Genomic DNA, 23483 nt, shown 5'->3' on the forward strand with positions numbered 1-23483 from the left:
ACCGTCGATCTACAGACCAGGAACCACAACCGCGCGGCCGCTGAGCGTTCCGGCGGCCAGTCGTCGATAGGCTTCGGCTCCGTTGTCGAGGCTGAAGGTCTCCACCGCGATGTCGAAGATGCCGGCGTGCGCCAGGTCGATCAATTCGATCAGCTCGTTGCGGGCACCCCAGTACGGAACTGTCACCGAAGCCTCGTAAGGACTCTGGAAGAACCCGACCTTGGCGTGGGCCTGACCGTCACCGATCCCGACGATGGTGACGTCGGATCCGACACCGGCGACGGCCATCGCGGTGTCGATGGTGGGCTGATAGCCCACGAAGTCGAGAACCAGTGCGGCGCCCTGACTTCCGGTGATCTTGCGGACGTTCTCCGCCGCGTCCTTGTCGGACAGAACCACTTCGTGAGCGCCTACCTTGGTTGCCAGTTCGAGCTTGTCCGCGCTCACGTCGAGTGCGATGACAGTTGCTGCCGAGAGGTGGCGGAGGAGTTGGATGGCGACGTGGCCGAGACCACCGGTTCCGATGACAACTGCGTACGAGCCTCCGCGAAGTTTCGGCAGTGAACGCTTGATCGCGTGGTACGGCGTCAGGCCGGCGTCGGTCAGTGGCACTGTCTTGATCGGGTCGAGGTCGCCGATCGGGACGAGATGGCGAGGTGAATCGACGATCATGAACTCGGCCAACGCGCCGGGGGCGCCGAGTCCGGGAGGATTGATGCCGAGTTCTTGTGCGCGAGAACAGTAGTTTTCCAGTCCCTGCGAGCAGTGCCAACAGTTGCCGCAACCCCAAGGCCCGTAGACGACGACATTGGTTCCGATGTCGAGTCCTTCGACACCGTCGCCGACGGCCGCGACCTTGCCCGCGCCTTCGTGACCGAGCGTGAGCGGAAGGCCGTAGGTGTACTGCTCTTCCGGCAGGCTCATGATGAAGTCGTCCGAATGGCAGACGCCGGCAGCGGTCACTTCCAGGAGCACTTCACCTGGACCGGGCTCGGGTTTGGGAATCTCCGAGAGTTCGGGTTCTGCGCCGATTCTCGTGTACTGGATTGCCTTCATACCGACTCCTTTGTCGTGGTTGGCCAACCGGTCCTGGCAAATGCGTGGTGTTTAGCCCCGCTAACAAAAGAGTACGCATCTGTGCATGTTCGGTCACGGGATCCGTGACCGAACAGACATGGCGCTCGGCGATCGCGGCTCAGTCGATCCCGCCGCTGCCACTCGGCATCGGGATCTTGACCACCTTGTCGTCGTTCGGTCCCGGCTCGCCCGCGGTCTTGTTGATCGTGCTCGCCCACATCAAACCGTCGGATCCGAGCGCCAAACCGCCCAGTTGGCCGTACGTGTCTTTCGCCACTGCCGACGGTGCGGTCGTGACTGCTCCTGTTCCCGGATCGGCGGCCAGCGCCGAGATCGCTTTGCCGGCCCCCAGCGCGACAGCTACCACTCCCTGCGCTGCGATGCACCCACCAACTCCGGGTCGGTCAGGCCACGTCCACGCGGGAGATGTCACCGTGCCGTCGGCGCCGACGCGTTGGAGGCGATCTTCGAGAGTGGTTCGGTCGGTGACCCACGTCGCGATGCCTGGATCGACACATACGCCGCCGCCGTTTCCGATTCCGGACAGAACAACTTCCGGGCGAGGCGGCGCAGCGTTGGGCGTCAACGATCGGACTCGCAACAGCTTCCCCGCCAACGAGCCGGGATCCTGAGCAACGGCAGGGTTGCCGGTATCGCCAGTCAGGACCATGAGCTGATCGGGTGCCGCGAATTCCAGTGATCCACCGTTGCCACTCGCGCCGCGCGGAATTCCGCCGAGGACCTCCTTGGCGGTGTCACCGGGAGCAATACGGACCACCCGGTTGTCGGTTCCGGTGGTGACGTAGGCGTAGATCAGGTTGTCTTCGACAAATGTGGGGGAGAGGGCGATATCGAGCAGTCCGCCGTCGCCGCTGCCGTCGACGTCGATTTTGGCAACCTCGACCGGTGTCGTGTTGGGCGCTACCTGCATGATCCGGCCGGTCCGCCGTTCGGCGACCAGTCCGGAATTCCCATCCGGGAGTGTGACGAGCCCACCGGTGGTGTCGAGACAGGTTGCGATCACGGCGGTGTCGGCGTCCTGACACGGCCCGAGAGGGCCGGTCCGCGGCGCCGGCGGCGTGGTCGACGGCGGCGGGTTCTCCGGCTGTACTTCGGCGCTGGCCTGGTTGGTCGGTTCGGGTGTGAACGGCGAGGCAGTCGATTCGTCGAAGTCGGCGCAACCTGCGAGCAACGATGTCCCGAGCATCAGAGCCAGTGCGCCCAGCGCTGCATGCCTACCCGTAGTCATGCCCAAGACGTTACGTAACGCACGGCAGATGCCGCCACGCCGGACCAAGGTTCCCCGTCGAGTTCGTGAATCGGTCATAGGCTCACCTACGTGACTGACGAGCGAAAAGATCCCAGCGAGTTGTCGGATGCGGACAAGCCGACGGGCAATGTGTCCAGTCCGTATGATTCGCCCACCGAACAATTTCCGACGGTGAGCGCCAAGAATCCGTTGCCGCGAACCGACGACGATCTCGATTTCGGTTCCACGAACGCCAATTCCCTGACCGAGCAGATACCGACGTACCGAGCACCGGGTGCGGATCAGCCGACAGTAGCTCTCGAGCGCGAGACGGCGTACGACGCTCCGATCGCCGCCGTCCCCACCGCCGAAGCGGTGGCAGGTACCACCGAGACTCCGCGGGGCCGAGGCACTCTCGATCTCGGCCTGCTTGCACTGCGGTTGGCCGTCGGCGGAACCGCGCTGGTGCACGGTCTGCAGAAGTTGACCGGTATCTGGAACGGGCCGGGTCTCGGCGGGTTCGAGACGATGCTGGCCGACGCCGGGTTCCAGCAGGCAAAATGGATGGCGATACTCGGTGCCGTCGGTGAGGTCGCCGGTGGTGCGCTCCTCATCCTCGGGTTGCTGACTCCCGTTGCGGCGGCGTCGGTTCTTGCAGTGATGATCAACGCGTGGGCGCTGCGTCAGGCCAGTGCCCCCGGCCTCGAGTACTTTGCCCCTGACGGCACCGAATACGAGATGCTGCTCGGAATCTGTGCGGGCGTCATCATTTTGACGGGCCCGGGTCGTATTGCGCTCGACGGTCGTCGTGGCTGGGCAACCCGCCCGTTTGTCGGATCGCTCGTGGTCTTGATCCTCGGTATCGCTGCCGGCGTCTGCACCTGGATCTTTCTGAACGGTGCCAATCCGCTCATCTGAAACTCGCGTCGTCGAACAAACGAACCGCCGCTCTCCGAATCGGAGAGCGGCGGTTCGTTTGTGAAGGATCAGTCCTTGACGAGTACCGGGTCGGCGTTCGCGGACGGGATGGCTGTTCCGTCCTTGAGCTTGCGACCGAGGACCGACTTGCGGTGACCGTAGGCGAAGTAGACGACAACACCGATGGCCATCCAGACGAGGAACCGGATCCAGGTCTCGACCGAGAGGTTGAGCATCAGCCAACCGCAGGCGAGCACGGCGACGATCGGAACGAACGGCACCAGTGGGACGCGGAATCCGCGCGGCAGGTCGGGGCGGGTGCGGCGCAGGACGATGACGCCGACACAAACCAGGACGAAAGCGAACAGCGTTCCGATGTTGACCATCTCTTCGAGTGTGCCCATCGGGAAGAAGGCTGCCAGGACGGCGACGATGCCACCGACGATCAACGTGATGCGCATCGGGATGCCCTTGGCGTTGGTCTTGGCCAGGCTGCGCGGCATGAGGCCGTCACGGGACATCGCGAAGAGGACACGGGTCTGGCCGAGCATCATGACCATGACAACTGTTGTGAGGCCGGCCAGGCCACCGAAGTTGATGGCGGTTTGCGCCCAGCCGATTCCGTTGGCCTCGAATGCGGTTGCGAGGGTGGCGCTGGAATCGCCGACGAGAGGACTGCCGTCCTTGAGTTCGGTGTACTTGACCATGCCGGTGAGGACGAGTGTGACGGCAACGTAGAGAACGGTGACGATGGCGAGCGAGCCGAAGATTCCGCGCGGCAACGACTTCTGCGGGTTCTTGGTTTCCTCGGCCGTGGTGGCGACGACGTCGAAGCCGATGAAGGCAAAGAACACGAGGCTGGCTGCTGCGAGCAAACCGTAAGCGCCGTAGCTACTTCCGCCTGCACCGGTCAGCCAGGAGAACAAGGTCTGATGGATTCCGCTTGCAGAGCTCTCGGTTCCTTCGGACGGCGGGATGAAGGGGGAGTAGTTCTCCTTCTTGATGTAGAAGGCACCCACGACGATGACGAGCAGAACTACTGCGATCTTGATCGCGGTGATGATTGCGGAGACTCGCGAGGAAACCTTGGTGCCGATCGCGAGGATCAGAGTGATCGCGCCGATGATGAGCAGGGCGCCCCAGTCGAAGCTGATCGAACCGATGTGGGCGGTGGTGCTGCCGCTGGCCCCGATGACATTGCCGAGGTAGAGCGACCAACCCTTGCCGACGACTGCGGAGGCGAGAGCGAACTCGAGGATGAGGTCCCAGCCGATGATCCAGGCGGCGAACTCACCGAACGTCGCGTAGGAGAACGTGTATGCGCTACCTGCGACGGGAACGGTGGAGGCGAACTCCGCGTAGCACAGCGCGGCAAGGCCACAGGCGATCGCAGCGAGAACGAATGCCAGTGAAATCGAGGGTCCTGCGACATTGCCTGCGGTTCGAGCAGTCAGCGTGAAGATGCCTGCGCCGATGACGACGGCGACTCCGAATACCGTGAGGTCCTTCGCGGTCAGTTCCTTCTTGAGCTTTGTCTCAGGCTCGTCGGTGTCCGCGATCGATTGCTCGACGGATTTGGTGCGCCATATGCCGACTCCGGGCATGTATTGCTCCTTGGTTGTTTCCCGTCGACCTTGTGGGTGACGGGCGGTGGCTGACTGTCGTCGTTGTGATGTGCGTCTCAGCGACCTGATGAGGGAACCACTGGTGAGCGCTGTGTGCAAGTCAGCTCACTCGAACTGACCGAAATGATCACCTGACTGAAAGTCATCCCCCCTCATGTATCTGAATTGATCAGCTGGTGTCTGGAACCCTACGTCCAAGTGAATTCGCTCACGAGCCGGACGCGCGATTCGGTCTGAAATGTCTGATAGCTCATATCGTTCCGTTGGTGCTCCGCGTGTCGCCCGGTTATTCGGTACCTGTCGGTCGGTCTTGCTGTCGACGAGTTGCATCAACCCATCCCGTTTTGGAAGTGCGGTGCGGGTTCTGCAAACTGTTCACCCGTATCGGGGCGACAGGCGGGATGGGGACCCCGACTCTGTCGATCCTCTGCAGTCGCCTGTTGGCGAGCATCTCGGGGAGCTGAGTTGGTTGCCGCACGTCCGACTGCCCGAAAACCTTGTGCGACTGTCACATCGGCTACGCGCATCTCGAGCCGCGCGCTGACAGAAAAGATCCCCGGCCGAAAAACGGCCGGGGATCTTTTTTCGATTCGTGGCAGAACTTACGGAACGTAGCGAACCGCGCCCTTGTCGGCGGACGTTGCCAGAGCGGCGTAGGCGCGCAGTGCTGTCGTCACGGTGCGCTGACGATCGACCGGCTGCCACGGGCGCTCGGAGGCGTCCATCTTGGCACGTCGCTCGGCGAGGACGTCGTCGTCGACAAGGATCTCGAGCGTGCGCGAGGCGACGTCGATGCGAACCTGATCGCCGTTCTGGACGAGTCCGATGACTCCGCCTGCGGCAGCTTCGGGGGAGATGTGGCCGATGGACAGCCCGGAAGTTCCGCCCGAGAAACGACCGTCGGTGATCAGTGCGCATTCCTTACCGAGGCCTGCGCCCTTGAGGAAGGCAGTGGGGTGCAGCATTTCCTGCATGCCGGGGCCGCCCTTGGGGCCTTCGTAACGCACGACGAGAACGTCGCCGGCCTTGATCTTCTTCTGCAGGATGACCGAGACGGCTTCTTCTTGGGATTCGACGACGAGCGCCGGGCCCTGGAAGGTGAACAGTTCCTCGTCGATGCCGGCCGTCTTGAGGATTGCGCCGTCGAGTGCGATGTTGCCGCGCAGGACAACCAGGCCACCTTCCACGGTGTAGGCATTCTCGACGTCGCGGATGCAGCCGCCGGCCGCATCGGTGTCGAGGGCGGACCAACGGTTGTCCGTGGAGAACGGTTCGATGGTGCGCACGCCACCGGGAGCCGCGTGGAAAAGTTCGATCGCCTCGTCGGTTGCCTTGCCGGAGCGGATGTCCCAGTCGTCGAGCCACTGGTCGAAGCTCTTGGTATGGACGGTGGACACATCGGTTTCGAGGAGTCCGCCGCGGCGAAGCTCACCGAGCAGCGCGGGGATTCCGCCGGCACGGTGGACGTCCTCCATGTGGTAATCCGAGTTGGGGGAGACCTTGGACAAGCACGGCACCTTGCGGCTGATCGCGTCGATGGTGTCGAGGTCGAAGTCGACCTCGCCCTCCTGTGCCGCAGCCAGCGTGTGCAGGACGGTGTTGGTGGAACCGCCCATGGCGACGTCGAGAGCCATTGCGTTGCGGAACGCTGCCGGGGTCGCGATGTTGCGCGGCAGCACCGACTCGTCGCCGTCGCGGTAGTACTTGAGTGCAGCCTCGACCACGGTGGTGCCCGCACGAGAGAAGAGTGCGTGACGAGCCTTGTGAGTTGCCAGCGTGGAGCCGTTGCCCGGCAATGCGAGGCCGAGGGCTTCGGTCAGGCAGTTCATGGAGTTGGCGGTGAACATGCCCGAGCACGAGCCGCACGTCGGGCACGCGCTGCGCTCGACCTCGTCGAGGCCTTCGTCGGACACGGCATCGTTGGCAGAGGCGGAGATCGCGGTGATGAGGTCGGTGGGGGCTTGGGCCACGCCGCCGACGACCACTGCCTTACCGGCCTCCATCGGACCACCGGACACGAAGACAGTCGGGATGTTCAGACGCATCGCGGCGTTGAGCATGCCGGGAGTGATCTTGTCGCAGTTCGAGATACACACCAGTGCGTCGGCCGTGTGGGCGTTTGCCATGTACTCGACCGAGTCGGCGATGATCTCGCGGCTCGGGAGCGAGTAGAGCATTCCGCCGTGGCCCATTGCGATGCCGTCGTCGACTGCGATGGTGTGGAACTCACGAGCGACGCCGCCGGCCGCGCTGATGGCCTCGGCAACGATCTCGCCCACGTTCTTGAGATGCACGTGGCCGGGTACGAACTGGGTGTACGAGTTCGCTACGGCAACGATCGGCTTACCGAAGTCGGAATCCGTCATTCCTGTGGCGCGCCACAGGGATCGGGCTCCGGCAGCATTACGTCCGATGGTGGTGGTGCGTGACCTCAACGGGGGCATGGGCGTGTTCCTTATGTGATCGTTGCTGGTCCACTCAAATAGAAGCGAGGGCCTTTCAACGCTACTCGCGTGCTACTGGCGCTTCTCTTCGGGCTGGACCGAACCGTTGTCGGCGTTGTCGGACTCGACCCCGGATTCTGCTTCCGATTCTGCCGCTGCTTCTTCTTCGGCTTCCTTGGCGGCGAAGGCTTCTGCCGCCGATGCGTAGGGATCGGTGATGCGGCCGCCGCTGGCGATCGCGATCTCGGGAAGTCTGACGAAGCTGACCGCAGGCAGGGTCACCTCGGTTCCGTCGGTGAGTTCCGCGCGCGCCCAGCTGCGCTTCGGGAAGCGGAAACCCTTGACGTCGTCCCAGGCGAGGGTGCGCTTGGAGAATGTCGAGCGGACCTCGAGGCCGTCGGGGCTGACGGTGGTGCGCAGTCGCGCGACGAGATAGACGGCGATGATCGGAAGGATCAGCAACCAGCTGAAGGCGACGGGCCACCCGAAGATCGGGAAGCTGACCGCGAACAGAAGGAATGCGCACGCCATGTAAGCGAGCTGCGAAATGCGGATGACGTGCCGAAGTGGTTTCGGCGTGTGGGATGATTGAGCCGGTGGCACGGGCTGCTGCGAAGTTGACACCTCTACATCTTCGCATTGCAGCCGATGTATCTCAGATTCTGGGACGGTCGACTCACCAAGTTTGCCGTTCGCGACTAGCGCCTCTACTGTCGAGTGCGTGAAACAGAATGAGTTGCTCGTAATCGGCCGGCGCGTCGTCGCCTGAGTCGATTTTTCAACTCACCAGATAACGACGCGCCACCCTCGCTCAGCAGATGCTGACGGGGGTTTTTTGTTGCCCGGAGCCAGAATCAGAGGATTTCCCAGTGAGCGCACCAACAGCACGGCCTCAACCCACGCCGCGCAAGTCAGGGACACCGAGCCCGACAACCGCGGCTGCCGCAACCCAGACGGCCAACCGTCGCCAGCTCCCGCCTGAGCGGGTAACCGGCGCCCAGTCTGTGGTTCGCGCCCTCGAAGAGCTCGAGGTCGACACGGTATTCGGCATTCCCGGCGGTGCCGTGCTCCCGGTCTACGACCCACTCTTCGATTCGGTCAAGGTCCGCCACGTGCTCGTGCGCCACGAGCAGGGTGCAGGCCACGCTGCCACCGGCTACGCCCAGGCGACCGGCAAGGTCGGCGTGTGCATGGCCACCTCGGGTCCCGGTGCGACCAACCTGGTCACGCCACTGGCCGACGCGCAGATGGACTCCGTTCCGATCGTCGCGATCACCGGACAGGTGGCGCGCTCGCTGATCGGTACCGACGGCTTCCAGGAAGCCGACATCTCAGGCATCACGATGCCGGTCACCAAGCACAACTTCCTGATCACCGACGCGATCGACATCCCGCGCATCATGGCCGAGGCCTTCTACCTCGCGGCCAGTGGTCGCCCCGGCGCCGTCCTGGTCGATATCCCCAAGGACATCCTGCAGTCGCAGACCACGTTCTCGTGGCCGCCGGAGATGCGTCTGCCGGGCTACCGCCCGGTCACCAAGCCGCACGGCAAGCAGGTTCGCGAAGCTGCGCGTCTGATCGCCGACGCCAAGTCGCCGGTTCTGTACGTCGGTGGCGGCGTCATCAAGTCGGACTCCTCGCCGGAGCTGCTCGAATTGGCCGAGCTGACCGGTATCCCCGTCGTCACCACGCTGATGGCCCGCGGCGCGTTCCCGGACAGTCACGACCTCAACTGCGGTATGCCCGGAATGCACGGCACCGTCGCCGCGGTCGCCGCTCTGCAGCGTAGCGATCTACTGATCACCCTCGGCGCGCGTTTCGACGACCGCGTCACCGGTCAGCTGAATTCCTTCGCGCCCGACGCCAAGGTCATCCATGCCGACATCGACCCGGCCGAGATCGGCAAGAACCGCTACGCCGACGTCCCGATCGTGGGCGACTGCAAAGAGGTCATCACCGAACTCATCGAGGCGATCCGTGCCGACATGGCCACGGGCACCACGTTCGACCTCACCGAGTGGTGGGCGTACCTGAACGACATCCGTCGTACGTACCCGCTGAGCTACGACCGCCCCACCGACGGTCAGCTGAGCCCGGAGTACGTCATCCAGACCGTCGGCAAGCTCGCCGGACCGGATGCCATCTACTGCGCCGGCGTCGGTCAGCACCAGATGTGGGCCGCGCAGTTCGTCGGTTACGAGAAGCCGCGCACGTGGCTCAACTCGGGCGGACTGGGCACCATGGGGTACGCGGTTCCCGCAGCCATGGGCGCCAAGATGGGCATGCCCGACACCGAGGTGTGGGCGATCGACGGCGACGGCTGCTTCCAGATGACCAATCAGGAACTCGCAACCTGCGCACTCGAAGGTATCCCGATCAAGGTTGCCCTCATCAACAACGGCAACCTCGGCATGGTGCGTCAGTGGCAGACACTCTTCTACGAAGAGCGCTACTCCAACACCAACCTCGGAACGCACGGCGCCATCCGCATCCCCGACTTCGTGAAGCTCGCAGAAGCATTGGGCTGCCACGGAATTCGTGTCGAGCGTGAAGAAGATGTCGAAGCTGCGATCCGTGAGGCGCAGTCCATCAACGACAAGCCTGTCGTGATCGACTTCATCGTCACCGCCGACGCACAGGTGTGGCCGATGGTCGCTGCCGGAACGAGCAACGACGAAATCATGGCGGCCCGGGGCATCCGGCCGCTGTTCGACGACGACGAGGCAGTTGCCGAGCCCGCCGTCATCCACGAAGCCATGTCACGCGAGCAAGCCGGACCCGCCGCGGGCACAGGGGAGGATCAGAAGTGAGCACCAGTCACACCCTCAGTGTTCTCGTCGAGGACAAGCCAGGCGTGCTGGCTCGCGTCTCCGCACTTTTCTCCCGCCGCGGATTCAACATCGAATCCCTCGCGGTGGGCGGAACCGAGATCCCCGAGATCTCACGAATGACCATCGTCGTCACGGTCGACGAGTTCCCTCTCGAGCAGGTGACGAAGCAGCTCAACAAGCTGATCAACGTCATCAAGATCGTCGAGCAGGACGGTGAAGCATCCGTCGCTCGCGAGCTCGTGCTCATCAAGGTGCGCGCAGATGCAAGCGTGCGCACGCAGGTCATCGAAACGGTGAACCTGTTCCGCGCCAAGGTGATCGACGTCTCCCCGGAGTCCGTCACCATCGAGGCGACCGGTACTCGGTCCAAGCTGGATGCCCTGCTGCGGATGCTTGATCCGTACGGTATCCGGGAGATCGTTCAGTCCGGGGTCGTGGCAGTCGGTCGAGGGCCGAAGTCGATCACGGCCACCCGCTAGTACTTTTAGACACGTAAAAATCCAAGGAGAGGTTGAGAACTGTGGCAGTCGAGATGTTCTACGACGACGATGCCGATCTGTCGATCATTCAGGGCCGCAAGGTTGCTGTGATCGGCTACGGAAGCCAGGGCCACGCCCATTCGCTGAGCCTGCGCGACTCGGGCGTCGATGTGCGCATCGGCCTCAAGGAGGGCTCCAAGTCCCGCGAAAAGGCACAGGAGCAGGGACTGACGGTCGGTACGCCGGCCGAGGTTTCCGAGTGGGCCGACGTCATCATGGTGCTCGCACCTGACACCGCTCAGGCGAGCATTTTCACAAACGACATCGAGCCGAACCTCAAGGACGGCGACGCGCTGTTCTTCGGTCACGGCCTGAACATTCACTTCGACCTGATCAAGGCTCCGGAGTTCGTCACCGTCGGTATGGTCGCCCCCAAGGGACCCGGCCACCTGGTGCGTCGTCAGTTCGTCGACGGCAAGGGCGTTCCCGCGCTCATCGCCATCGACCAGGATCCCAAGGGTGAAGGCCAGGCTCTCGCTCTGTCCTACGCCAAGGGCATCGGCGGAACCCGCGCAGGCGTCATCAAGACCACGTTCAAGGAAGAGACCGAGACGGACCTCTTCGGTGAGCAGGCTGTGCTGTGCGGCGGCACCGAGGAACTGGTCAAGACCGGTTTCGAGGTCATGGTCGAGGCCGGCTACGCACCCGAGATGGCGTACTTCGAGGTTCTGCACGAGCTCAAGCTCATCGTCGACCTCATGTACGAGGGTGGCATCGCCCGCATGAACTACTCGGTGTCCGACACCGCTGAGTTCGGTGGATACCTCTCCGGCCCGCGCGTCATCGACGCTGGCACCAAGGAGCGCATGAAGGCGATCCTGGCCGACATCCAGTCCGGCGAGTTCACCCGTCGTCTGGTTGCCAACGTCGAGAACGGCAACACCGAGCTCGAGGGCCTGCGCAAGGCCAACGCCGAGCACCCCATCGAGGTCACCGGCAAGAAGCTGCGCGACCTGATGAGCTGGGTCGATCGTCCGATCACCGAAACCGCGTAATTCGTCGTTTCACGCTCCACGTCTCCACTGGCCTGATGTCGCGCCGGTTCAATTACGTTGAACCAGCGCGGCATTGGGCCGGAGTCGTTTTCCGGGCCGGTTGAGCCCGGATTCATATTCCATCGAGAATTTGCCCGCGAAAGTGTCCACTATGTGGTATTGCCTACCGCGTTGTGGATTCGAAGTCAGCGCGCACTAAACTATCGGTGGTTAAACCACCTTCACACCCACCTAATCAGGGAGTTTGCACGTGAGCCAGCCTGGCCGTCCCGTTGTTCTGATCGCCGACAAGCTCGCGCCGTCCACAGTCGAGGCGCTCGGTGACGGTGTGGAGGTGCGTTGGGTCGACGGACCTGACCGCCCGGCGCTGCTCGCCGCGGTACCCGAGGCCGACGCGATTCTCGTTCGTTCCGCCACCACCGTCGACGCCGAGGTTCTGGCCGCCGGCACCAAGCTGAAGATCATCGGCCGCGCCGGTGTCGGCCTGGACAACGTCGAGATCCCCGCAGCCACCGAGCGCGGCGTGATGGTCGTCAACGCACCGACCTCCAACATTCACTCCGCTGCCGAGCACGCTGTCGCCCTCCTCATGTCGACCGCTCGCCAGATTCCCGCAGCAGACAAGACCCTGCGTGAGAACACCTGGAAGCGAAGCAAGTTCAACGGTGTCGAGATCCTCGGCAAGACTGTCGGTGTCGTCGGACTCGGCCGTATCGGCCAGCTCTTCGCGCAGCGTCTCGCCGCGTTCGAGACCACCATCATCGCGTACGACCCCTACCTGCCCGCAGCGCGCGCAGCGCAGCTCGGCATCGAACTGGTCACCATCGACGAGCTCGTCGAGCGCGCCGACTTCATCTCCGTGCACCTGCCCAAGACCAAGGAAACGGCCGGCCTGATCAACGCCGAGCGCCTGGCCAAGGCCAAGGACGGCGTCATCATCGTCAACGCCGCCCGCGGTGGTCTGATCGACGAAGATGCGCTTTACGACGCACTGGTCTCCGGCAAGGTCCGCGGCGCCGGCCTCGACGTGTTCAGCACCGAGCCGTGCACCGATTCCAAGCTCTTCGAGCTCGACAACGTCGTTGTCACCCCGCACCTCGGCGCATCGACGTCGGAGGCTCAGGACCGCGCAGGCATCGACGTGGCCAAGAGCGTTCTCCTCGCTCTGGCAGGCGAATTCGTTCCCGAGGCTGTCAACGTCTCCGGCGGCCCCGTCGGAGAAGAAGTTGCTCCGTGGCTCGAGCTGGTCCGCAAGCTCGGTCTCCTCGCTGCAACGCTGTCGCCTGAAGCTGTCCAGACCGTGCAGGTTGTCGCCACCGGCGAGCTGTCGGCGGAAACCGTCGACATCCTCGGCCTGGCTGCACTGCGCGGCGTGTTCTCCGCCAGCAGCGACGAGGCCGTCACGTTCGTCAACGCTCCGGCACTTGCCGAGCAGCGTGGCGTGACCGTGTCGGTCGAGAAGCACTCCGAGGCACTGGCTCATCGCAGCGCGGTCGAGGTTCGTGCAGTTGCGGCTGACGGCACGGTCACGTCGGTCACGGGCGCACTCACCGGCCTGCAGCAGGTCGAGAAGATCGTCAACATCAACGGACGCAGCTTCGACCTGCGCGCCGAGGGTCACAACATCGTCGTCCACTACAGCGATCGCCCGGGCGTTCTCGGTGTGCTCGGTACCGTTCTCGGTAACGCCGGCGTCGACATCCTGGCTGCAGCACTGAGCCAGGACGCCGAAGGCGAAGGCGCAACGGTCATCCTGCGTGTCGACCGCGTCGTCGGTGACACCGAGGTCGAGGCAATCGTCTCGCAGCTCGACGCTCGCGTCGCCCAGGTCGACCTTTCCTGATTGTTTTTGCTGTGCGCCTTTATTAACCGCCCGCGGTTAATAAAGGCGCACAGTTCTACTGAGATGAGGACTCCATGAAGCTTGCGGTCATTCCGGGCGACGGAATCGGTGTCGAGGTCACAGCCGAAGCACTCAAGGTGCTCGGCAAGTTGGTTCCGGATCTGGAAACCACCGAATACGATCTCGGTGCCCGTCGCTACAACGCCACCGGCGAATTGCTCCCGGCGGACGAGCTGGACCAGATCCGTCAACACGACGCAATCCTGTTGGGCGCCATCGGTGACCCGCGGATCGTCGCGCCTGGCATCCTCGAGCGTGGTCTGCTGCTGAACATGCGTTTCCAGCTCGATCATCACGTGAATCTTCGCCCCGCTCAGCTGTATCCGGGTGCGCTGTCGCCGTTGGCGGCCCAGCCTGAGATCGACTTCGTCGTGGTTCGTGAAGGCACCGAAGGCCCGTACACCGGTAACGGTGGCGCCATCCGCGTCGGCACCGATCACGAGATCGCGACCGAGGTGTCGATCAACACCTGGTTCGGCGCCGAGCGTGTTGTTCGTTATGCATTTGCGTTGGCGCAGACACGTTCCAAGCACCTCACACTGATCCACAAGACCAACGTGCTTTCCAACGCGGGCGCGATCTGGACGCGTGCGATCGAGACCGTCGGAGCCGAGTACCCGGACGTCGAAACCGCGTACTGCCACATCGATGCTGCCACCATCTACATGGTCACCGACCCGTCGCGCTTCGACGTCATCGTCACGGACAACCTCTTCGGTGACATCATCACCGACCTCGCCGGCGCGGTGACCGGTGGAATCGGTTTGGCCGCAAGCGGAAACATCGACGCGTCGGGGGCCAACCCCTCGATGTTCGAGCCCGTTCACGGTAGTGCCCCGGACATCGCCGGCAAGGGAATCGCAGATCCCACCGCCGCGATCCTCTCGGCCGCACTGCTTCTTCGCCATCTCGGGCGCGAGGACGACGCCGCTCGGGTGGAGGCTGTGGTCGCTGCTGACCTGGCTACCCGCGGCGAAGGCCCCATCTCCACGACGGAGATCGGCGACCGGATCACCGCAGCGCTGTAAGGATTTCTTTCACGAGACTGACGCGCGTAAGCCTTTCGGCTTGCGCGCGTCAGTCGTTTCCGACACCCCGATAGACTGGCCGGCATGCGTCTTGGTCGAATTGCCAGTCCCGATGGTGTTGCGTTCGTCAGTATCGAAGGTGAAGAGGATGCCCTCGTCGCCAAGGAAATTGCGGAGCACCCGTTCGGGAACCCCACATTTACCGGCCGAAGTTGGCCGCTCGCCGATGTTCGTCTGCTGGCTCCGATTCTCGCCAGCAAGGTGATCTGCATCGGCAAGAATTATGCAGATCACATTGCGGAGATGGGCGGCGAAGCCCCCGCGGATCCCGTGATCTTCCTCAAGCCCAATACGTCCATCGTCGGCCCGGGTGCCCCGATCGTCTTGCCTCCCACCTCCAACGAGGTGCACTTCGAGGGTGAACTCGCGGTAGTCATCGGTCAACCATGCAAGGACGTTCCGGCGGCAAAGGCGTTGAGCGTGGTTCTCGGCTACACGATCGCCAACGACGTGTCGGCACGAGATCATCAGCGTCACGACGGGCAGTGGACGCGCGCGAAGGGGCACGACACCTTCTGCCCACTCGGTCCGTGGATCGAGACCAGCCTGGATGCGTCCGACGTCGACATCAAGACCGAGGTGAACGGTCAGGTCAAGCAGGACAGCAGCACCGCCTTCCTACTTCACGACATTCCGAAGATCATCGAGTGGATCTCGGCGGTGATGACCCTCCTGCCCGGCGACGTCATCCTCACCGGCACCCCCGCCGGAGTGGGCCCGATCGTCGACGGTGATTCGGTGTCGGTCACGGTCTCGGGGATCGGCACGCTCACCAACCCGGTAACCGCCAAGAAGTGATCTGACCCGGTTCTTTCAGTCATGTGACTACGGAGGCCCCATCCCAACTGGATGGGGCCTCCGTCGTGGGGTGAGTCGAGAGGTGTCTGTCGAAGAAAAGTTGCAAGATAGTAACTATCGTCGGGGGATTGATGGGGATTACCTTTCGGATCGAGGTGATCAGGCCCTGGGACTGCCCTGCGAGTTTTGTGAGCCAGGCGAAGCTTCGCCACTGATCCTCCTGGCGTTATGTCTGAGTTGGTCAGGTTGAGAGGGTTCGCCCCTCGGTTTGCTGCCACGGCCCGTAACAGACCAAATTCCCTGAAATGTAACGCTGAGCAGTAGGGTGACCGATAACTGGATAGAAGCCGATGGGGCAATCGAGTGGATTGCGCAGAAACGTGGTGATACATGACGACCTTCGCGGAAGCCTCCCGGTCAGCGACAGGGGAAGCACCAAACGGGCAGCGGCCGGTGTGGCGAGACAAGAAGCGCTACCTGTGGCCGTTGGGTTTGCTGGTTCCTCTCAGTCCCTTCGCTGCGTGGTTCCTGGTCGACAAATTCAGCCTTGGGCTCTTCTGGGCCATCGGGGCCTGGCTCATCGTGATCGTCATTCCCCTCATCGATCTCCTGGCCGGTGAAGACGGGAACAGCCCGCCGGACGAAGCGATTCCGCATCTGCAGGAGGATCGTTTCTACCGCTGGTGCACGTATCTGTTCCTGCCCCTCCAATACGTCGGTCTCGTGTTCGTCGCCTGGTGCTGGGTGAACGCGCCGATGGCGACGGGGGAGAAGTTCGCGCTCGCGATGACCGCCGGCGTGGTTGCCGGTGTGGGGATCAACGCGGCACATGAATTGGGGCACAAGAGCGAAAAGCTCGAGAAGTGGCTCGCGAAAGTAGCGCTGGCGCAGTCCTTCTACGGCCATTTCTACGTCGAGCACAACCATGGTCACCACGTCCGTGTTGCGACGCCGGAGGATCCTGCCAGTTCGCGATACAGGGAGAATTTCTGGTTCTTCTTGCCGCGCAGTGTCATCGGCGGCCTGCGCTCGGGATGGCGGATCGAAAGCGCTCGTCTGAAGCGTCAGGGGAGGCGGACCTGGAGTTACCGCAACAACATCCTGAACGCGTGGGCGATGAGTGTCGGGTTGTTCGGCAGTTTGATCGCAGTGTTCGGGTGGGAAATCGCACCGTGGTTGGCCGTTCAGGGTATTGCCGGGTTCACATTCCTCGAGACTGCGAACTATCTCGAGCATTACGGATTGCTTCGTGCCAAGAGGCCTGACGGCTCGTACGTTCGCTGCTCTCCTGAGGACAGTTGGAACAGCGACCACGTCGTCAGCAACCTTTTCCTCTATCAACTTCAGCGTCACAGCGACCATCACGCGAATCCGCGTCTGCGGTACCAGAGCCTGCGAAGTGCGGCCGAAGCTCCGCAACTTCCAGCGGGTTACGCGGTCATGATCGTGTGCGCCTGGGTGCCGCCGCTGTGGCGAAAGGTGATGGACAAGCGCCTACTTGCCTACTACGACGGTGACATGACGCGAATCAACGTCCTACCGGGTAGGTGATCGGGGGCGTGGAGGAAGCGCTACCGGACTAGCCTGTAGTACGACCATCCATCATCGCCGAGCCAAGTGAGCCATGACCAACAGCGAAGTACGCGTCCGTTTCTGCCCGTCACCCACCGGAACCCCGCACGTAGGTTTGGTGCGCACAGCCTTGTTCAACTGGGCGTTCGCACGACACCGCGGCGGCACATTCGTGTTCCGTATCGAAGACACCGATGCGCAGCGCGACAGTGAAGAGTCCTACCAGGCCATCCTCGACGCCCTCCGCTGGTTGGGGCTCAACTGGGACGAGGGCCCGGAGGTCGGTGGACCGCACGCGCCGTATCGCCAGTCCGAGCGTCGTGACCTGCATCTCGACGTCGTGGCCAAGTTGCTGGCCGCGGGTGAGGCATACGAGTCCTTCTCGACAAACGAGGAAGTCGAAGCGCGGCACAAGGCTGCCGGCCGCGACCCGAAGCTCGGATACGACAACTTCGATCGCGACCTGAGCGACGAGCAGCGCGCTGCGTACGTCGCCGAGGGACGCAAGCCCGTCGTCCGACTCCGCATGCCCGATCACGATCTGACCTGGAACGACTTGGTGCGCGGCGAGACCACGTTCAAGGCCGGCACCGTTCCGGACTTCGCGCTGACTCGCGGTAACGGTATTCCGCTGTACACGTTGGTCAACCCGGTCGACGACGCGTTGATGAAGATCACCCATGTACTGCGCGGCGAAGATCTGTTGTCCTCGACTCCGCGTCAGCTCGCGTTGTACGAGGCATTGATCCGCATCGGTGTTGCCGATTTCACACCGTCGTTCGGGCACTTGCCTTTCGTGATGGGTCAGGGCAACAAGAAGCTGTCCAAGCGCGATCCCGAGTCGAACCTCTTCATCCACCGCGATCGCGGGTTCATCCCCGAGGGATTGCTGAACTACCTGGCTCTGCTCGGGTGGAGCATCGCTGACGATCACGACGTCTTCTCACTCGACGAGATGGTTGCGGCCTTCGACGTCTCCAAGGTCAACTCCAACCCCGCGCGCTTCGACCAGAAGAAGGCTGACGCGATCAATGCCGAGCACATTCGCCTGCTCGAGCCGGCCGACTTCGCGGGCCGCCTGAAGTCGTTCCTGGTGGAACACGGCCATATCGGCGCCGACGTCGACGAAGCGACGTTCACTGTTGCGGCGGACCTCGTGCAGACGCGCATCGTCGTCCTGTCCGACGCGTGGGATCTGCTGAAATTCCTGTTCGTCGACGAAGGGTCGTTTGCTCTCGATCCGGCCGCGGCGGCAAAGAACCTGAAGGAAGATGCCGGTCCGGTTCTGGATGCGTCTCTTGCGGCGCTCGATGCCACTTCGGAGTGGACGGCGGCCAGTATCGAGGAAGCACTCAAGAAGGCCCTCATCGAGGATCTGGAGCTCAAACCGCGTAAGGCCTTCGCTCCGATTCGGGTCGCGATCACGGGCTCTCACATCAGCCCTCCGCTGTACGAGTCGATGGAATTGCTCGGTCGTGAGGTCTCGCTTGCTCGGTTGCGCGCGGGTAGGGCAGCGGTAACCGCCTAGATCGGACGGTCCTCCGGCCGAAAATGAAGCAAAAACCTCCTGTGACCATACGATTTGGTATTTGGGGCAGGGGTACTGGTAATCTTCTTTTCGGCCGGAGACGAGCCGCCGAGCACAACAGCGAAGCGGATCGGGCAAGGCTGGTGAGCAAGACCTTTGGGGTATGGTGTAATTGGCAACACAGCGGTTTCTGGTACCGCCATTCTAGGTTCGAGTCCTGGTACCCCAGCGGAAATCCGGTCGATTTTGTGGCCGGACTCAGACAAGCTAAGCTTGCTGAGCATCCAAGAGCAAGACTGAATATCACGTTTAAAAGCGTGTCCTGGCCCCGTCGTCTAGCGGCCTAGGACGCCGCCCTCTCAAGGCGGTAGCGCGGGTTCGAATCCCGTCGGGGCTACAAAGGAAAGACCCTCCGATCATTGATCGGAGGGTCTTTTCGTTTGTGTGGAAATGTTTACCTGCCATGCGAAAAACGATCAACCCCAGTCGAATTCGACTGGGGGTGATCGTCATCTCACTCTGTTGTCCTCGATCGGCTATCCGCTCTTACGGCGGAACTCCCGCTTGTGATCGGCCGGGCCATGCGTGTTGTGGACCTTGGACTGTCCGTCGCGATGGTCAGTCGATTTGGCGTTCTGATGATTCTTCCGTTCGAGGGCCTCACGGAACTTTCGTTTGGTCTCCTCCGATTGGGATTCGGATTCGGACGGGGTATTGCTGTCGAGATCGCTCATATGCTCACTCCTTGTTGTTGGGCCTGTTGGTGAAACTACGCCGGCCCGAATTCGAAAGCTCGTGAATTTTCGCTTCACGAATCTCGGGCGCTACGACGGTGGTGCAGTAGAACCGGAAAGTGGGATCGCGTGCATCCCGAGCTTGCGGTGATCCCACGAACGAGTTCGATCGGGAACGAACCGCACCGCGACGCGTTTGTGGAGCATTGCGTCTACGGCCGGGCGGAGATCCTCGGTGTACGGGCCGGTGTATCGCTCCCAGACGCTGATTCCCACGGCGAAGAGGGCTTCGGGATCCTCGACGATCATTCCGGTGCCCTCCATCGATACGCCTCGGAGTGTGTCGTACGTCAGACCGTCTTCGATCAGGACGGACATACGGGAGTCCCGGCGAAGGTTGACCGCCTTCTGCGACTTGGCTTTGGTCTCGAACCAGATTTCGCCGTCGACTATTGCGAACCACATCGCGATCAGGTGAGGCATTCCGTCGGCGCTCAACGTCGCCATCGTTGCCGTACGGCTCTTTTCGACGAAGCTCGAAATTTCGGCCTCGGTCATCGTGATCTGACTACGCTGTTTTCCTGCCATGGTCGCGTCGTACTCCTACGTGCTCGAGGATCTGAAGACCTTACTGTGTCACGAATTACAGACGCTTGTGGAGCGCTTCGGCAGCTGCGAGAAGGTCGGCCGCCCAGCGGGCTCCCGGTCGTCGACCCATCCGATCGATGGGGCCGGAGACCGAAATCGCGGCAATGACAGCGCCTGCCGAGTCTCGGACGGGAGCCGCGACGCTGGCGACACCGGGCTCACGTTCGGCCGCGCTCTGAGCCCAGCCGCGCCGGCGAACCTCGAGGAGCACTCGTTCGCCGAACGACGCATCAGCGAGGACGGTCCGTTGGGTTTGTGGATCTGCCCATGCGAGAAGGACCTTGGCGCCGGAACCGGCATTCATCGGCAGTCGGGCTCCGACGAGCACCGTGTCACGCAGGCCGGTCGGCGGTTCCATCGACGCGACGCAGATGCGTTGGGTGCCTTCCCGGCGGTACAGCTGGACGCTTTCGCCGGTGATTTCGCGAAGGCGGGGGAGGATGAGTCCGGCCGCTGCAATGAGTGGATCATTAGCGGTGGCAGCGAGTTCGGCGAGCCCGGGCCCTGGGCACCACTGACCGTCCGAATCGCGAGTGAGGAGTCGATGGACTTCGAGACCGACGGCGAGTCTGTGGGCGGTCGCGCGCGGCAAACCGGTTCGTGCACAGAGTTCGGTGAGGCTGCACGGTTCCTCAGCTACTGCATGAAGCACGCCCATTGCTTTGTCCAGGACGCCGATGCCGCTATGCTGTCTCATAGGTCGATACCAGTTTCTCGCATAGTGGGATGATAGCGCATTTCCTGGTGGGCTAGCGCATTTCAGGATCAGGTGGCGCAAGTTCCGAAAGGGACAGCCTGCATCTGTTGCGGAGGCTGGGGACCTACTTCACGCGCGGCGGGCCAGCCCGTAGTCCGCCGACGCGAGGCTACGTACAGAGGTGGAAGACATGGCACAGAAAGCACGCACTCTCGCCGAGAAGGTGTGGGACGACCACGTTGTCGTGAAAGGGGAGGGGCAGGATCCCGACCTCATCTACATCGATCTCCACCTCGTTCACGAAGTGACGAGCCCGCAGGCATTCGACGGACTTCGCTTGGCGGGTCGCCAGTTGCGCCGCCCTGACCTGACGATCGCCACCGAGGACCACAACGTCCCGACGATCGACATCGACAAGCCCATTGCCGATCCCGTGTCCAAGACTCAGGTCGACACCTTGCGCCGAAATTGTGAGGAGTTCGGAGTTCGCTTGCACCGCATGGGCGATCTCGATCAGGGCATCGTGCATGTGGTCGGACCGCAGCTCGGCCTGACTCAGCCCGGAACCACCGTGGTGTGCGGTGACAGTCATACGTCGACGCACGGCGCATTCGGTGCGCTCGCAATGGGAATCGGCACGAGCGAGGTCGAGCACGTGATGGCGACGCAGACATTGTCGTTGCGCCCCTTCAAGACCATGGCGATCACGGTCGACGGCGAGCTGCCTCCCGGTGTCACGAGTAAGGACTTGATCCTCGCCGTCATCGCCAAGATCGGCACCGGCGGCGGCCAGGGCTACGTCCTGGAGTACCGCGGTGAGGCCATTCGCAAACTGTCGATGGAAGCTCGTATGACCATCTGCAACATGTCGATCGAGGCCGGAGCCCGTGCGGGCATGATCGCACCGGACGAGACCACATACGAGTTCATCAAGGGCCGTCCGCATGCACCGTCGGGCGCAGAGTGGGACGAAGCCGTCGCCGCGTGGGAGCTACTCAAGACCGACGAGGGTGCGGAATTCGACAACGAGGTCCACATCGACGCAAGCGCATTGACGCCTTTCGTCACCTGGGGAACCAATCCGGGACAGGGTGCGCCACTCGGTGACCGTGTGCCCGATCCCGAACTCATCGTCGACGAGAGCGAGCGTCAGGCAGCTGAGAAGGCGCTCACCTACATGGGTCTCGACGCCGGCATGCCGCTTCGGGATGTTGCTGTCGACACCGTGTTCGTCGGTTCGTGCACCAACGGACGGATCGAAGATCTGCGCGCAGTAGCCGAGGTGCTCGAAGGTCGCCATGTGGCAGAGGGCGTTCGGATGCTCATCGTTCCCGGTTCGATGCGGGTGCGTGCTCAAGCCGAAAGTGAAGGTCTCGGTGAGATCTTCACAGCGGCAGGGGCGGAATGGCGTCAGGCCGGTTGTTCGATGTGCTTGGGAATGAACCCTGACCAGCTTGCTCCCGGCGAGCGCTCGGCATCGACGTCCAACCGGAATTTCGAAGGCCGACAGGGTAAAGGCGGTCGGACCCATCTGGTTTCCCCGCTCGTCGCGGCGGCCACGGCGGTCCGCGGAACGCTCTCGGCACCGGCCGATCTGGTCTGACCCACTTACCTTCTCTAGGAGAATTTCGATGGAATCCTTTACCACGCACAAGGGTATCGGCGTCCCGCTGCGACGCTCGAATGTCGATACCGATCAGATCATCCCCGCCGTGTACCTGAAACGGGTGACGCGCACGGGATTCGAGGACGGGCTGTTTGCAGGTTGGCGTACCGACCCCAACTTCATTCTCAATCTGGCTCCGTACGACAAGGGAAGTGTCCTCGTAGCCGGCCCCGATTTCGGCACGGGCTCTTCGCGTGAGCATGCCGTGTGGGCTCTCTCGGACTTCGGATTTCGAGTCGTCATCGCTTCCCGGTTCGCCGACATCTTCCGCGGGAACGCCGGAAAAGCCGGTCTCGTGGCGGCACAGGTCGAGCAGAGCGACGTCGAATTGCTCTGGAAGTTGCTCGAAGAGCAGCCCGGACTGGAATTGGCAGTAGATCTCGAGAATCGGACCGTGAGCGCCGGAACTACGGTGGTGCCGTTCAATATTGACGACTACACACGGTGGCGTCTGCTGGAGGGTCTCGACGACATCGGACTGACATTGCGGCAGGTAGAAGCGATTTCCGAGTTCGAAAAGTCAAGGCCTTCATGGAAACCGACTACCCTTCCAGCCCGAATTTCGCAGGGCTGAACCGAAATCCGCGACTCCGCGCGGGAAGAGAAATAGGTCACCATTTCGCAGTCACGTTGAATGAGAATTGGCGTGGCACATAGACTCTTGCCGTTATCAGGTTTACCGTGGTTCTCAGTCGGTCCGACGGTGGACCACAATTAGCGGAGGAATTTCAATGAACAAGGCAGAGCTCATCGATGTTCTGACTGAAAAGCTGGGTTCGGACAGGCGCACAGCGACCGACGCAGTGGAGCACGTCGTGGACACCATCGTCCGCGCCGTCCACCGTGGCGAGAGCGTGACCATCACCGGCTTCGGAGTCTTCGAGCAGCGTCGTCGTGCAGCACGTGTTGCACGCAACCCGCGTACGGGCGAGACCGTCAAGGTCAAGCCGACGTCGGTTCCGGCTTTCCGTCCGGGTGCGCAGTTCAAGGCTGTTATCGCTGGTGGACAGAAGCTTCCGGCCACCGGCCCGGCAGTCAAGCGTGGCGTAGCAGCACCGGCCACCAAGGCTGCAGCCAAGAAGGCTGCTGCCAAGAAGACCGCAGCCAAGAAGGCTCCGGCAAAGAAGGCTCCGGCCAAGACCGCAGCCAAGAAGACGGTTGCCGCGAAGGC

Annotated in this window: 20 protein-coding genes and 2 tRNA genes; 14 read left to right on the top strand and 8 right to left on the bottom strand. The window is 62.6% G+C overall.

The window, feature by feature from the left end; all coding sequences use genetic code 11:
• Window positions 1–9: 9 nt before the first annotated feature.
• Together ABWI03_RS15845 and ABWI03_RS15850 are read right to left on the bottom strand one after the other, a co-directional pair.
• Window positions 10–1056, bottom strand: a complete 1047-nt coding sequence (locus ABWI03_RS15845) for an NAD(P)-dependent alcohol dehydrogenase (protein WP_298780387.1) — start codon at window positions 1054–1056, stop codon at window positions 10–12.
• A gap of 139 nt (window positions 1057–1195) precedes the next feature.
• Window positions 1196–2326 (bottom strand): PQQ-dependent sugar dehydrogenase, encoded by a 1131-nt coding sequence (locus ABWI03_RS15850; RefSeq protein ID WP_095969201.1) that lies wholly within the window; start codon window positions 2324–2326, stop codon window positions 1196–1198.
• A 90-nt stretch (window positions 2327–2416) separates the two neighbouring features.
• Here ABWI03_RS15850 and ABWI03_RS15855 point away from each other — a divergent pair, with 90 nt between their 5' ends.
• Window positions 2417–3244, top strand: coding sequence for a DoxX family protein (locus tag ABWI03_RS15855; protein ID WP_095969202.1), 828 nt, complete (start codon window positions 2417–2419; stop codon window positions 3242–3244).
• A gap of 68 nt (window positions 3245–3312) precedes the next feature.
• Here ABWI03_RS15855 and ABWI03_RS15860 read toward each other — a convergent pair whose 3' ends face one another.
• The 3 genes from ABWI03_RS15860 to ABWI03_RS15870 form a co-directional block, all read right to left on the bottom strand.
• A complete protein-coding gene (locus ABWI03_RS15860) occupies window positions 3313–4848 on the bottom strand; it encodes an amino acid permease (protein WP_058038609.1) in 1536 nt (511 codons plus the stop codon).
• A gap of 623 nt (window positions 4849–5471) precedes the next feature.
• Complete coding sequence (ilvD, locus tag ABWI03_RS15865; RefSeq protein ID WP_095969203.1) at window positions 5472–7313, bottom strand: dihydroxy-acid dehydratase; 1842 nt, start codon at window positions 7311–7313, stop codon at window positions 5472–5474.
• 72 nt (window positions 7314–7385) lie between these two features.
• Window positions 7386–7916 (bottom strand): PH domain-containing protein, encoded by a 531-nt coding sequence (locus ABWI03_RS15870; RefSeq protein ID WP_095969204.1) that lies wholly within the window; start codon window positions 7914–7916, stop codon window positions 7386–7388.
• 266 nt (window positions 7917–8182) lie between these two features.
• Here ABWI03_RS15870 and ABWI03_RS15875 point away from each other — a divergent pair, with 266 nt between their 5' ends.
• From ABWI03_RS15875 to ABWI03_RS15920, 10 genes are all read left to right on the top strand, one after another.
• Complete coding sequence (locus ABWI03_RS15875) at window positions 8183–10123, top strand: acetolactate synthase large subunit (RefSeq protein ID WP_030535411.1); 1941 nt, start codon at window positions 8183–8185, stop codon at window positions 10121–10123.
• Window positions 10120–10623, top strand: coding sequence for an acetolactate synthase small subunit (gene ilvN, locus ABWI03_RS15880; RefSeq protein WP_003944718.1), 504 nt, complete (start codon window positions 10120–10122; stop codon window positions 10621–10623). The genes ABWI03_RS15875 and ilvN overlap by 4 nt, the downstream gene beginning before the upstream one ends.
• A gap of 53 nt (window positions 10624–10676) precedes the next feature.
• A complete protein-coding gene (gene ilvC / locus ABWI03_RS15885) occupies window positions 10677–11678 on the top strand; it encodes a ketol-acid reductoisomerase (RefSeq protein WP_206029073.1) in 1002 nt (333 codons plus the stop codon).
• A gap of 250 nt (window positions 11679–11928) precedes the next feature.
• Complete coding sequence (gene serA, locus ABWI03_RS15890; protein WP_124566328.1) at window positions 11929–13521, top strand: phosphoglycerate dehydrogenase; 1593 nt, start codon at window positions 11929–11931, stop codon at window positions 13519–13521.
• 74 nt (window positions 13522–13595) lie between these two features.
• Window positions 13596–14609: a 3-isopropylmalate dehydrogenase gene (locus ABWI03_RS15895; RefSeq protein ID WP_095969205.1), complete on the top strand. Its 1014-nt coding sequence runs from the start codon at window positions 13596–13598 to the stop codon at window positions 14607–14609.
• Between the two features lie 84 nt (window positions 14610–14693).
• Window positions 14694–15467 (top strand): fumarylacetoacetate hydrolase family protein, encoded by a 774-nt coding sequence (locus tag ABWI03_RS15900; RefSeq protein WP_095969206.1) that lies wholly within the window; start codon window positions 14694–14696, stop codon window positions 15465–15467.
• 390 nt (window positions 15468–15857) lie between these two features.
• The gene (locus ABWI03_RS15905; protein WP_298780377.1) at window positions 15858–17018 is read left to right on the top strand and encodes an alkane 1-monooxygenase; all 1161 of its coding nucleotides are present in this window, start codon (window positions 15858–15860) and stop codon (window positions 17016–17018) included.
• A gap of 73 nt (window positions 17019–17091) precedes the next feature.
• Window positions 17092–18567, top strand: a complete 1476-nt coding sequence (gltX, locus tag ABWI03_RS15910) for a glutamate--tRNA ligase (RefSeq protein ID WP_298780374.1) — start codon at window positions 17092–17094, stop codon at window positions 18565–18567.
• A gap of 157 nt (window positions 18568–18724) precedes the next feature.
• A tRNA-Gln gene (locus tag ABWI03_RS15915) sits at window positions 18725–18796 on the top strand.
• Between the two features lie 95 nt (window positions 18797–18891).
• Window positions 18892–18964 (top strand) — tRNA-Glu (locus ABWI03_RS15920).
• A 139-nt stretch (window positions 18965–19103) separates the two neighbouring features.
• On the opposite strand, the gene ABWI03_RS15925 is transcribed toward ABWI03_RS15920, so the two are convergent.
• The 3 genes from ABWI03_RS15925 to ABWI03_RS15935 form a co-directional block, all read right to left on the bottom strand.
• A complete protein-coding gene (locus ABWI03_RS15925; RefSeq protein ID WP_095969209.1) occupies window positions 19104–19301 on the bottom strand; it encodes a DUF5302 domain-containing protein in 198 nt (65 codons plus the stop codon).
• A 90-nt stretch (window positions 19302–19391) separates the two neighbouring features.
• Entirely contained in the window at window positions 19392–19889 is a 498-nt protein-coding gene (locus tag ABWI03_RS15930; protein WP_235171963.1) for a pyridoxamine 5'-phosphate oxidase family protein, read from the bottom strand.
• Window positions 19890–19944: 55 nt separating this feature from the next.
• On the bottom strand, window positions 19945–20646 hold the full coding sequence (locus tag ABWI03_RS15935) for an IclR family transcriptional regulator (RefSeq protein WP_007729342.1): 702 nt from the start codon (window positions 20644–20646) through the stop codon (window positions 19945–19947).
• A 181-nt stretch (window positions 20647–20827) separates the two neighbouring features.
• Here ABWI03_RS15935 and leuC point away from each other — a divergent pair, with 181 nt between their 5' ends.
• The 3 genes from leuC to ABWI03_RS15950 form a co-directional block, all read left to right on the top strand.
• Complete coding sequence (leuC, locus tag ABWI03_RS15940) at window positions 20828–22249, top strand: 3-isopropylmalate dehydratase large subunit (protein ID WP_124566326.1); 1422 nt, start codon at window positions 20828–20830, stop codon at window positions 22247–22249.
• 28 nt (window positions 22250–22277) lie between these two features.
• Window positions 22278–22886 (top strand): 3-isopropylmalate dehydratase small subunit, encoded by a 609-nt coding sequence (gene leuD, locus ABWI03_RS15945; RefSeq protein WP_095969213.1) that lies wholly within the window; start codon window positions 22278–22280, stop codon window positions 22884–22886.
• 157 nt (window positions 22887–23043) lie between these two features.
• Window positions 23044–23483: HU family DNA-binding protein (locus tag ABWI03_RS15950; protein ID WP_353802681.1), on the top strand; the 440-nt coding region annotated here is incomplete at its 3' end.

It is taken from the genome of Rhodococcus baikonurensis, assembly GCF_040489275.1.
Classification (GTDB): Bacteria; Actinomycetota; Actinomycetes; order Mycobacteriales; family Mycobacteriaceae; genus Rhodococcus_F; species Rhodococcus_F baikonurensis.

Coding starts and splice junctions, on each gene's coding strand:
- gltX (WP_298780374.1), top strand. CDS start 17,092: ATGACCAACAGCGAAGTACGCGTCCGTTTCTGCCCGTCACCCACCGGA.
- ABWI03_RS15845 (WP_298780387.1), bottom strand. CDS start 1,056: ATGAAGGCAATCCAGTACACGAGAATCGGCGCAGAACCCGAACTCTCG.
- ABWI03_RS15860 (WP_058038609.1), bottom strand. CDS start 4,848: ATGCCCGGAGTCGGCATATGGCGCACCAAATCCGTCGAGCAATCGATC.
- ABWI03_RS15905 (WP_298780377.1), top strand. CDS start 15,858: ATGACGACCTTCGCGGAAGCCTCCCGGTCAGCGACAGGGGAAGCACCA.
- ABWI03_RS15925 (WP_095969209.1), bottom strand. CDS start 19,301: ATGAGCGATCTCGACAGCAATACCCCGTCCGAATCCGAATCCCAATCG.
- ABWI03_RS15900 (WP_095969206.1), top strand. CDS start 14,694: ATGCGTCTTGGTCGAATTGCCAGTCCCGATGGTGTTGCGTTCGTCAGT.
- leuD (WP_095969213.1), top strand. CDS start 22,278: ATGGAATCCTTTACCACGCACAAGGGTATCGGCGTCCCGCTGCGACGC.
- ilvC (WP_206029073.1), top strand. CDS start 10,677: ATGTTCTACGACGACGATGCCGATCTGTCGATCATTCAGGGCCGCAAG.
- ABWI03_RS15850 (WP_095969201.1), bottom strand. CDS start 2,326: ATGACTACGGGTAGGCATGCAGCGCTGGGCGCACTGGCTCTGATGCTC.
- ABWI03_RS15895 (WP_095969205.1), top strand. CDS start 13,596: ATGAAGCTTGCGGTCATTCCGGGCGACGGAATCGGTGTCGAGGTCACA.
- ilvD (WP_095969203.1), bottom strand. CDS start 7,313: ATGCCCCCGTTGAGGTCACGCACCACCACCATCGGACGTAATGCTGCC.
- ABWI03_RS15930 (WP_235171963.1), bottom strand. CDS start 19,889: ATGGCAGGAAAACAGCGTAGTCAGATCACGATGACCGAGGCCGAAATT.
- ABWI03_RS15935 (WP_007729342.1), bottom strand. CDS start 20,646: ATGAGACAGCATAGCGGCATCGGCGTCCTGGACAAAGCAATGGGCGTG.